The following is a 9,440-nucleotide window of genomic DNA, read 5'->3' on the forward strand; positions in this document are numbered from 1 at the left end:
AGGGCTGCTTGACTGCTGACCATGCGCCGGATCGTCCGTCTCCTCGTCACCCTCCTGGCGCTCGCCGTCGTCGTCGTGGCGGCCGACATCGGTGCCCGGACGGTGGTCCTGGACCGCGTGGCCGACGAGCTGCAGCAGGCCTACGCGCTGCCGGAACGTCCCGCGATCACCGCCGCCGGGGGCTCGTTCCTGCTGCAGGCCGTCCGCGGACGCTACGACGACGTGACGGTCCGGGCCGCGAGCTGGCCCGGGGAGGTGGAGCTGCGAGACGTCGAGGTGACCTTCCCGCAGGTCGAGGCCCCCGCCGGGATCGTGCTGGGCCGGCAGGAGACCGTGCGGCTGGCCGAGGGGCACGCGGCGGCCGTCGTCGGGTACGACGAGTTGTCCCGGCTGGCCTCGCAGGCGGGCGTGGCGGTGACCGTGACCCCCGAGGGACGGGACCTGAAGGCGTCCTCCGGGTTCAGCGTCCTCGGGCAGGAGATCGGGCTGGCTCTCACCGCCGAACCCGAGATCGTGCCGGGGACGGACCGGGCCAGCGTCCGGCTCACCCCGCTCAGCGCGACCGTCGCCGGGCAGCAGGTGTCGCTGGACCGGGTGCGGCAGTTCGCGTCCACGGCCGGGATCGACGTCCTCGCCCCGGTCGACGTCCCCTTGACCGACGTCCCGCCCGAGGTCGACCCCCGCACCCTGGAGGTCACCCCCGGCGGGGTGACCGTCCGGGCCGTCGTCGAGGCCACCGAGGTCCCGGCGGGGGGCTGATCCGCGCGTGCCAGGATCGGGGGGTGACGTACACCGCTGACGAGTCCCGGTACTCCTCCATGCCCTTCCGCCGCTGCGGGCGCAGCGGCCTGGACCTCCCCGCGCTGTCATTGGGGTTCTGGCACAACTTCGGCGACGACAAACCGCTCGAGAACCAGCGGGCCGTGGTCCGCCGGGCGTTCGACCTCGGCATCACGCACATGGATCTCGCGAACAACTACGGCCCGCCCTACGGTGCGGCCGAGAAGAACTTCGGCGAGCTCATGCGTACCGACCTCAAGCCCTACCGCGACGAACTCGTCATCTCGTCCAAGGCGGGGTGGGACATGTGGCCCGGCCCCTACGGCGACTTCGGTTCCCGCAAGTACCTCGTGGCGTCCTGCGAGCAGTCGTTGCAGCGCATGGGGTTGGACTACGTCGACATCTTCTACCACCACCGTCCGGACCCGCGGACGCCGCTGGAGGAGACGATGGGGGCGCTGGACTCCCTCGTCCGGGCGGGCAAGGCCCTCTACGTCGGGATCTCCTCCTACGGCCCGGCCCGGACCCGCGAGGCCGTGCGGATCCTGCGCGAGCTGGGCACCCCGCTGCTCATCCACCAGCCCTCGTACTCGATGTTCAACCGCTGGGTCGAGACCGAGCTTCTCGACGTCCTGGGGGAGGAGGGGGTCGGCTGCATCCCGTTCACGACCCTCGCCCAGGGCCTCCTGACCGGCCGCTACCTCGACGGCATCCCGGCCGACTCCCGTGCGGCGCAGGGGAAGTCGCTGGACACCTCGATGCTGTCGGAGGAGAACCTGGCGCGGATCCGCGGGCTGAACGAGATCGCGGCCGGCCGTGGGCAGAGCCTGGCTCAGCTCGCGCTGGCCTGGGTCCTGCGCGACGAGCGGGTCACCACCGCCCTGATCGGGGCCAGCAGCGTGCAGCAGGTCGAGGACAACGTCGCCGCCCTGGACAACCTCGAGTTCAGCGACGACGAGCTGCGGGCGATCGACGAGTTCGCGGTCGACTCCGGGGTCGACCTGTGGGCCGACGCGCGCGCGGGCGGCGACGCCTGATCCTCTCCTGATCTTCTCCGAATCCCGTCCCGCGGGCCTCAGCCCGCGACGTAGTCGGCCAGGTGCCGACCGGTCAGCGTCGACCGGTCGGCCACCAGGTCGCGCGGGGTGCCCTCGAAGACGATCCGCCCGCCGTCGTGCCCGGCCCCCGGTCCGAGGTCGACGATCCAGTCGGCGTGGGCCATGACGGCCTGGTGGTGCTCGATGACGACCACCGACTTCCCGGAGTCCACCAGCCGGTCGAGCAGTCCGAGCAGGGCCTCCACGTCGGCCAGGTGCAGACCGGTCGTCGGCTCGTCCAGGACGTAGATCCCCCCCTTCTCGCCCAGGTGGGTCGCGAGCTTCAACCGCTGCCGTTCCCCGCCCGAGAGCGTCGTCAGCGGTTGTCCCAGCTTCACGTAGCCCAGGCCCACGTCGACGAGGCGACGCAGGATCGCGTGCGCGGCGGGGAGGCGGGCGGCACCGGCGGCGAAGAACTCCTCGGCCTCGGCCACCGGCATCGCCAGGACCTCGCTGATGTCCTTGCCGGGGTCGTCGTCCTGCCCCCCGTAGCGGTACTCCAGCACCGAGGCGTCGAACCGTCGGCCCTCGCACACCTCGCACGGGGTCGCGACCCCGGCCATCATCGCCAGGTCGGTGTAGACCACCCCGGCGCCGTTGCAGTTCGGGCAGGCGCCCTCGGAGTTGGCGCTGAACAGCGCGGGCTTCACGCCGTTGGCCTTGGCGAACGCCTTGCGGATGGGTTCCAGCAACCCGGTGTAGGTCGCGGGGTTGCTGCGCCGCGACCCGCGGATGGCGCCCTGGTCGACGGTGACCACGCCCTCGCGGGGCGAGACCGACCCGTGCACCAGCGAGCTCTTGCCCGACCCGGCGACGCCCGTGACGACCACCAGCACGCCGAGGGGCAGGTCCACGTCGACCGAGCGGAGGTTGTGGGCGTCCGCCCCGCGCACCTCCAGCGTGCCCGTGGGGGTGCGCACGGACTCCTTGAGCCGGGCCCGGTCGTCGAAGTGTCGTCCGGTCACGGTGTCGCTGGTCCGCAGGTCGGCCACCGGACCCTCGAAACAGATGTGACCGCCGGCGGTCCCGGCCCCGGGCCCCAGGTCGACCACGTGGTCGGCGACCAGGATGGTCTCGGGTTTGTGCTCGACCACCAGGACGGTGTTCCCCTTGTCGCGCAACCGCAGCAGCAGGTCGTTCATCCGCTGGATGTCGTGCGGGTGCAACCCCGTGGTCGGTTCGTCGAACACGTAGGTCACGTCGGTCAGGGACGATCCCAGGTGCCGGATCATCTTCACCCGTTGGGCTTCCCCGCCGGAGAGCGTGCCCGAGGGACGTTCCAGAGACAGGTACCCCAGCCCGATCTCCACGAACGAGTCCAGGGTGTGCCGCAACGAGTCCAGCAGCGGGGCGACGGAGGGGTCGGACAGCGACGACACCCAGGTCGCGAGGTCGCTGATCTGCATGCGGCACGCCTCGGCGATGTTCACCTCGCCGATCCGGGCCGAGCGGGCCGCCTCGTTCAAGCGGGTGCCGTCGCAGTCCGGGCACGTCGTGAACACCACGGCCCGTTCCACGAAGGCCCGGATGTGCGGCTGCAGGGCGTCGACGTCCTTGGACAGGAACGACTTGCGGACCTGCGGGACCAGCCCCAGGTAGGTCAGGTTGATCCCGTCGATCTTGATCTTGGTGGCCTCCTTGTGCAGGAGGTCGTCGAGCTGCTTCTTGGTGAACCGTTTGACGGGCTTGTCCGCGTCGAAGAACCCGCAGCCGTTGAAGATCCGGCCGTACCACCCCTCCATGCCGTAGCCGGGGATGGTGATGGCGCCCTCGTTGATCGACTTGTTCTCGTCGTACAGGGCGGTGAGGTCGATGTCGCTCACCGAACCCCGGCCCTCGCAGCGCGGGCACATCCCGCCGGTGACGGAGAACGCCCGCCGTTCCTTGACGGTCCGCCCGCCCTTCTCGACCGTGATGGCGCCCGCGCCGCTGACCGAGGCCACGTTGAACGAGAACGCCTGGGCCGAGCCGACCCAGGGTTTCCCGAGCCGGCTGAACAGGATGCGCAGCATCGCGTTGGCGTCGGTGGCGGTCCCGACCGTGGAGCGCGGATCGGCCCCGAGGCGCTGCTGGTCGACGATGATCGCCGTGGTCAGGCCCTCCAGGACGTCGACGTCGGGGCGGGCCTGCGTCGGCATGAACCCCTGCACGAAGGCCGAGTAGGTCTCGTTGATCAGCCGCTGGGACTCCGCGGCGATCGTGCCGAAGACCAGCGAGCTCTTGCCCGAGCCGGACACCCCGGTGAAGACGGTGAGCCGGCGCTTGGGGATCTCCACCGTCACGTCGGCCAGGTTGTTCACCCGGGCCCCGGTCACCCGGATGACGTCGTGGCCGTCGGCCGAACGGCTCGCTGCTGCGGCCCTGCTCATGTCGTCCTCCTCGGTGCGGTGACCCGGTCAGCATCCTGGCCCAGGACCGGGCAGCGGTACCAGGGAGTCCGTGCCGGACTGCTACGGTCGGCCGCGACACGGGGTGTCCCGCACCGGCGGGGCTGAGAACAGACCCGTACGACCTGACGCAGGTAATGCTGACGAAGGGATGTCGCGCGATGTCGCGTCCGGACCTCACCCCGGAACTCCTGGCCGAGCTGCGGGCGGCGGTGGCCGAGCAGGCCCCGCTGGTCCAGTGCCTCACCAACTCGGTCGTGCAGACCATCACCGCCAACGCGCTGCTGGCCGTCGGGGCCGCCCCGGCGATGGTCGACAACGTCCACGAGTCGGCGACGTTCGCGGGGATCGCCACCGGCGTCCTCGTCAACGTCGGGACCCTCGACGACGACCGGGCCGCGGCGATGGCCCTGGCGGCCGCCGCCGCCCACGCGGCCGGGACCGCCTGGGTGCTCGACCCGGTCGCGGTCGGCGGCCTGGAGTTCCGTACCCGGGTGGCGGGGGAACTCCTGGAGCACCGACCGGACGTGGTGCGCGGCAACGCGTCGGAGGTCATGGGCCTGGCCGGGACCGGGGCCGGCGGGCGCGGGGTCGACAGCACCGCGGCGGTCGACTCCGCGGTCGAGGCCGCGGTGGCGCTCAGCGGACGGACCGGCGGGGCGGTCGCGGTGTCCGGGGAGGTGGACCTCGTCGTCGCGGGGGACCGGCGGGCCCGGGTCCGTGGGGGGCACCCGCTGCTCACCCGCACCACCGGGGCCGGCTGCGCCCTGGGGGCGCTCACCGCCGCCTACGCCGGGGTCGCGGACGACCCGTTCTCCGCCGCCGTGGCCGCCCACCTGCACGTCGCCCTCGCGGGGGAGCGGGCCGCCGAGGGCGCCCCCCGCCCGGGGAGCTTCGCGATCGCCTGGATCGACGCGCTCGACGCCGTCGACGCGGCCGCCGTGCGTTCGGCCGCCCCGGACCGGCTCGCGTGAGTTCCGCCGTCGACTACCGCCTCTACCTCGTCACCGACACCGGGCAGTGCGGTGACCGCGGGGTCGTCACCACGGTGCGGGCCGCCGTCGCCGGCGGGGTCACCGTCGTGCAGGTCCGGGCCAAGGACGGTGGGGACCGCGACCGGCTCGCGCTGGTGCGCGCGGTCGTCGACGCGTGCGCCGGGACCGGCGTCCCCGTCCTGGTGAACGACGCCGTGGATGTGGCCCTGCTGGGCGGGGCCGACGGGGTCCACCTGGGCCAGTCCGACCTGCCGGCCGACGAGGTCCGCACCCTCCTCGGCCCCGACCGGCTGCTGGGGCTCTCGGTGTCGACCGTGGCCGAGATCGGGGCCGCGCCGACCGGGGTGCTCGACTACCTGGGCGTCGGTCCCGTCCACGCCACCCCGACCAAGACCGACGCCGCCGCTCCCCTCGGTGCCGACGGGGTCGCCGCGCTGGCGGCGGCGACCGACCTGCCCTGCGTCGCCATCGGCGGGATCCACCTCGACACGATCGACCCGTTGCGCGACACCGGTATCGCCGGGATCTGCGTCGTCTCCGACATCTGTGCCGCCCCCGACCCGGAGGCGGCGGCCCGGGCGCTGCGGACGCGGTGGGACCGCTCGTGACCGCGCGGGTGGCCCTCTCGATCGCCGGCTCCGACCCCAGCGGGGGAGCCGGCGTGCAGGCCGACCTCAAGACGTTCGGCGCGCTCGGGGCCTACGGCTGCGCGGTCCTGACCGCCCTCACCGCGCAGAGCACGCGGGGCGTCACCGGCGTCCACGTCGTTCCCGCCGAATTCGTGGCCGAGCAGCTGCGCACGTTGCTCGCCGACGTCACCGTGCACGCCACCAAGATCGGGATGCTGGCCGACGTGGCCGTCGTGGGCGCCGTCGCGGACGTGCTCGCGGAGCGGCCCGCCGGACCGGTGGTGCTCGACCCGGTCATGGTCGCGACGAGCGGGGCCCGGCTGATCGCCGAGGACGCGGTCGTCGCGTTGCGGGAGCGACTGCTGCCGCTGGCCGACCTCATCACCCCGAACGTCCCCGAGGCCGCCGTCCTGCTCGGGACGACCCCGGCCGGCGGGGTGCAGGAGTGCGTCGAGCAGGCCGAGGCGCTCACGGCCCGGACCGGGGCCCGCGTGCTCCTCAAGGGCGGGCACCTGCCGGGGGCGGAGAGCGTCGACGTGCTGGCCGAACCCGGTCGCCGGACCCGGCTGGTCGTCCGACCCCGCGTCGCGACCGAGCACACCCACGGCACGGGCTGCACCCTGTCCTCGGCGCTCGCGGCGCTGCTGGCCCGGGGGGTACCCGAGGGTTCCTGGGAACCGCTGGTGGAGAGTGCGCGCGACTACCTGCAGGCCGCCCTCCTCGCGGGGCGCGACCTCGGGGTGGGCGGTGGCCACGGGCCGCTGCAGCACTTCCCCGCCACCGACCCGATCGAGGTGCGATGAGTTTCACCGACGAGGCCTGGGCCCGGACCGCGGCCCTGCGCGCGGCCGTGGACGGTCTGGACTTCCTCACCGAGCTGGGGGCGGGAACCCTGGCGCCGGAGACGTTCCGGCACTACCTGGAGCAGGACACCCTCTACCTCGAGGGGTACGCGAAGGCGCTCGCGCTGCTCGCCTCCCGGGCGCCAAACACCGCCGCGGGCGCGTTCTGGGCGACGTCGGCGGCCGGGGCCTCGGTGGTCGAGGCGAGCCTGCACGAGGACCTGCTGACCTCCGGGGTCCTGCCCGCCGCGACGGGTCCCGCCGTCGCCACCCCGGCGACCCTGGGCTACGTCTCCTACCTGGTCGCGACCGCGGCGACGGCGCCGTACGCGGTCGGGGCCGCCGCCGTCCTGCCCTGCTTCTGGATCTACGCCGACGTCGGTCGCAGCCTCGCCGCGACCGCGGCGGGGGTCGGCGCGGAGCACCCGTACCGGCGCTGGGTCCTGGCCTACGACGACCCGGAGTTCCACGCCTCGGTCGACCGGGCCAGGGCCTTGGTCGACGCCGCCGCCACCCCAAAACTCGCCGAGGAGATGCACACGGCGTTCGCGACGGCTGCCCGCTACGAGTACCTGTTCTGGGCCGAGGCCCACGACCGACGGGACTGGCCGCTCGGCCTGGACGGCTGAGGAGGGGCCGGGCGGGCGTCCCCGGGTCAGCGGACGGGCGGGTCGTCCTCCACGAGGTCGACGGCCTCACCGCGGAGCTCGGCGTGGACGACGTCCTCGTCCGTCCGGGTCCGGATCCGCACCCGGACACGCTCCACGGGGTGGACGGTGAGGACGACGCTGGGGACCTCCTCGAGCAGGACGATCTCGAACTCCCGCCCGGGCGCCTCCGCTCCCGTCCCGTCGACCTCGATGTGCTCCTCGCGGACGTCGGCCTGGACGGTCTCGGTCCCTCGGACCGTCTCGGTGCCGAGGTGCACCCGCTCGACCGGGACGACCTCGGTCCCGGCCACGGCGCGCTCCTCGGTCAGGACCACCTCGTGCTCCTCCTCGGTGAGATCGCCACCCGACAGGGCGTCACCCCGGTTGGCCTCCGTGATCGGCTCCCGGGTCACGACGACCTCCTCGTGCGAGACCGGGACGGAACGCGTGACGTTCTCCGAGGTCACGTACTTGCGGAGGCGGGCGCGACCGGCCTCACGGGTCTCGGTACCGACCCGGAGCTCTTCCTTCGACCGGGTCATCGCGTCGTCGGTGTTCGGGCCCGAGGTGTCGTGCCCCTCGGACCGGTGCGTGCCACCGACGGTCTCCGTCCTCCGGTCGACCTCACCGGGGACCGTGCCCGCGCGACCCACGAGATCGTCGTCGCCGTCCACGCGGGTGGTCGCCGCGGACGACGCGTGGTCGGAGACGCCGTAGTACCGGTACAGGTCGGCCTCGTCGGCCTCGCCGAGCTCGCTGCCCGGGTCGTGATGGGGAGCGTCCCGGACGGTCGACTTGTCGAACGGCACCGTGACCGTGCCGCCCGACACCGTGGCCCGGGACAGCGGGATGAGGGAGACGTTCGAGCCGAACAGTCCCGTCTTCACGGACACCCATTCGGGGCGGCCGGAATCGTTGTCGAGGTAGACCTCCTCGACCTTGCCGATCTTGTCGCCGTCACTGCCCGTGACGGTGGCGCCGAAGAGGGATTCTGGGGTGGTCTGGTCAACCAAGGGGTTCCTCACGAGGTTGGACCCGGCGCCGGAGGCGACCGGGGGCGTGAGTCTTGTGGGGGCCTGGCTCTGGACCCGGGCGGTGCGGGCCAACGCTGCCGTCCGCGCGGCGAGCCGCAACTCGATCAATCCGCTGCGCCGGAGGACAAGCGGTCACGGAGCACGGCGAAGAGATCATCCCAGCACCGGACGATCTTCCCGCCCTCGAACCGGTAGACGACGAGTTCCTGGACCGGGCGTCACTCATGGCGCTCATCATGGAGCCGGCCCGCGACCGACTCTCCCGTGATCAAGGGAACCACTGCTGGTCGTCGAGAAGTGCGACGCGCACCGACCGTCTCCGGCAGCGCCGGTTGAGAGGCCGGGAACCTGCGACGACGCCAAGGAGGACATCGACCCTTCTTCCCGGGAGGCCCCGCGTCGTCCCGTCGGATCATGACAGCCCCCGAGGTCGCGACAGAGTGGTGAGGGTGGCGTACGGCGCGCCTCGGCAATTGCGCACAGTAACCCGTTGTGCAGCAACGGGTGTGCTCAATCCTGTCTTGATCATCGCGTCCTGGTCGAGTAGAATTCGCACATGAGTGCGGAGGTTGTCGAGCCGGTGGACGTACGGGATCAACTGACGCCCCGCGACGCCCTCGATGAGTTGCTGCAGGCCTCCGAACGGCTCCGCTCCACCGGCCACGCGATGGCCATCGACGCCGTGATCGCGGTGCTGGACTGGGTCCGCCGCGAGCACCCCGACGTGGTCCGCGCCCGCGACCTCGGTTGTACCCGCGACGGGGAGGAACTCACCCCCGAACTCCTCGACCACCTGGTGGCCGAGGTGGCGGCGATGATCCTCGCGGAGGCTCGACACCTGTCCCACCTGCAAGCCGTCGGTCAGGTCGGCGACGCGGAGGACGCGCTCCAGGACCCGGTTCTGCACGACGCGTACCGGGCTGGGGACATCACCGCCACCCACCGCGCGGTGATCCGCCGCGCCCACGACCGTCTCGCCGCTCGCGAGGCCACCCTCGTCCCGGTCGAGGGTTCGGAGGGTCTGCG

9 protein-coding genes and 1 riboswitch are annotated in these 9,440 nt (G+C 72.6%); of the genes, 7 read left to right on the forward strand and 2 right to left on the reverse strand.

The window, feature by feature from the left end; translation table 11 throughout:
- Nucleotides 1-21: 21 nt before the first annotated feature.
- Together ACFFKU_RS18430 and mgrA are read left to right on the forward strand one after the other, a co-directional pair.
- Nucleotides 22-759, forward strand: a complete 738-nt coding sequence (locus ACFFKU_RS18430; RefSeq protein ID WP_380140326.1) for an LmeA family phospholipid-binding protein — start codon at nucleotides 22-24, stop codon at nucleotides 757-759.
- Nucleotides 760-782: 23 nt separating this feature from the next.
- On the forward strand, nucleotides 783-1,817 hold the full coding sequence (mgrA, locus tag ACFFKU_RS18435; RefSeq protein ID WP_380140328.1) for an L-glyceraldehyde 3-phosphate reductase: 1,035 nt from the start codon (nucleotides 783-785) through the stop codon (nucleotides 1,815-1,817).
- 38 nt (nucleotides 1,818-1,855) lie between these two features.
- Here mgrA and ACFFKU_RS18440 read toward each other — a convergent pair whose 3' ends face one another.
- On the reverse strand, nucleotides 1,856-4,246 hold the full coding sequence (locus tag ACFFKU_RS18440; RefSeq protein WP_380140330.1) for an ATP-binding cassette domain-containing protein: 2,391 nt from the start codon (nucleotides 4,244-4,246) through the stop codon (nucleotides 1,856-1,858).
- An 89-nt stretch (nucleotides 4,247-4,335) separates the two neighbouring features.
- A riboswitch (TPP riboswitch) is annotated at nucleotides 4,336-4,433 on the forward strand.
- On the opposite strand from ACFFKU_RS18440, the gene thiM reads away from it, so the two are divergent.
- The 4 genes from thiM to ACFFKU_RS18460 all read left to right on the forward strand — a co-directional run bounded on the left by thiM (nucleotide 4,426) and on the right by ACFFKU_RS18460 (nucleotide 7,359).
- Nucleotides 4,426-5,238, forward strand: a complete 813-nt coding sequence (thiM, locus tag ACFFKU_RS18445) for a hydroxyethylthiazole kinase (RefSeq protein WP_380140331.1) — start codon at nucleotides 4,426-4,428, stop codon at nucleotides 5,236-5,238. Its footprint overlaps the riboswitch before it by 8 nt.
- The gene (gene thiE / locus ACFFKU_RS18450) at nucleotides 5,235-5,867 is read left to right on the forward strand and encodes a thiamine phosphate synthase (protein WP_380140332.1); all 633 of its coding nucleotides are present in this window, start codon (nucleotides 5,235-5,237) and stop codon (nucleotides 5,865-5,867) included. Before thiM ends, thiE begins: the two co-directional genes overlap by 4 nt.
- Nucleotides 5,864-6,691, forward strand: coding sequence for a bifunctional hydroxymethylpyrimidine kinase/phosphomethylpyrimidine kinase (gene thiD, locus ACFFKU_RS18455; RefSeq protein WP_380140333.1), 828 nt, complete (start codon nucleotides 5,864-5,866; stop codon nucleotides 6,689-6,691). The genes thiE and thiD overlap by 4 nt, the downstream gene beginning before the upstream one ends.
- Nucleotides 6,688-7,359: a TenA family protein gene (locus ACFFKU_RS18460; RefSeq protein ID WP_380140334.1), complete on the forward strand. Its 672-nt coding sequence runs from the start codon at nucleotides 6,688-6,690 to the stop codon at nucleotides 7,357-7,359. The genes thiD and ACFFKU_RS18460 overlap by 4 nt, the downstream gene beginning before the upstream one ends.
- Before the next feature lie 26 nt (nucleotides 7,360-7,385).
- Here the strand turns inward: ACFFKU_RS18460 and ACFFKU_RS18465 are convergent, their stop codons facing one another.
- Entirely contained in the window at nucleotides 7,386-8,393 is a 1,008-nt protein-coding gene (locus ACFFKU_RS18465; RefSeq protein ID WP_380140335.1) for a DUF2382 domain-containing protein, read from the reverse strand.
- A gap of 577 nt (nucleotides 8,394-8,970) precedes the next feature.
- Here ACFFKU_RS18465 and ACFFKU_RS18470 point away from each other — a divergent pair.
- Nucleotides 8,971-9,440, forward strand: a 470-nt coding sequence (locus tag ACFFKU_RS18470; protein WP_380140336.1) for a hypothetical protein, incomplete at its 3' end; no start/stop codon positions are given.

Source organism: Kineococcus gynurae (assembly GCF_042433995.1).
Classification (GTDB): Bacteria; Actinomycetota; Actinomycetes; order Actinomycetales; family Kineococcaceae; genus Kineococcus; species Kineococcus gynurae.

What these genes read in the sequence shown, in the direction of transcription:
- ACFFKU_RS18430 (WP_380140326.1), top strand. Translation starts at nt 22, where the DNA reads ATGCGCCGGATCGTCCGTCTCCTCGTCACCCTCCTGGCGCTCGCCGTC.
- ACFFKU_RS18440 (WP_380140330.1), bottom strand. Translation starts at nt 4,246, where the DNA reads ATGAGCAGGGCCGCAGCAGCGAGCCGTTCGGCCGACGGCCACGACGTC.
- thiM (WP_380140331.1), top strand. Translation starts at nt 4,426, where the DNA reads ATGTCGCGTCCGGACCTCACCCCGGAACTCCTGGCCGAGCTGCGGGCG.
- ACFFKU_RS18460 (WP_380140334.1), top strand. Translation starts at nt 6,688, where the DNA reads ATGAGTTTCACCGACGAGGCCTGGGCCCGGACCGCGGCCCTGCGCGCG.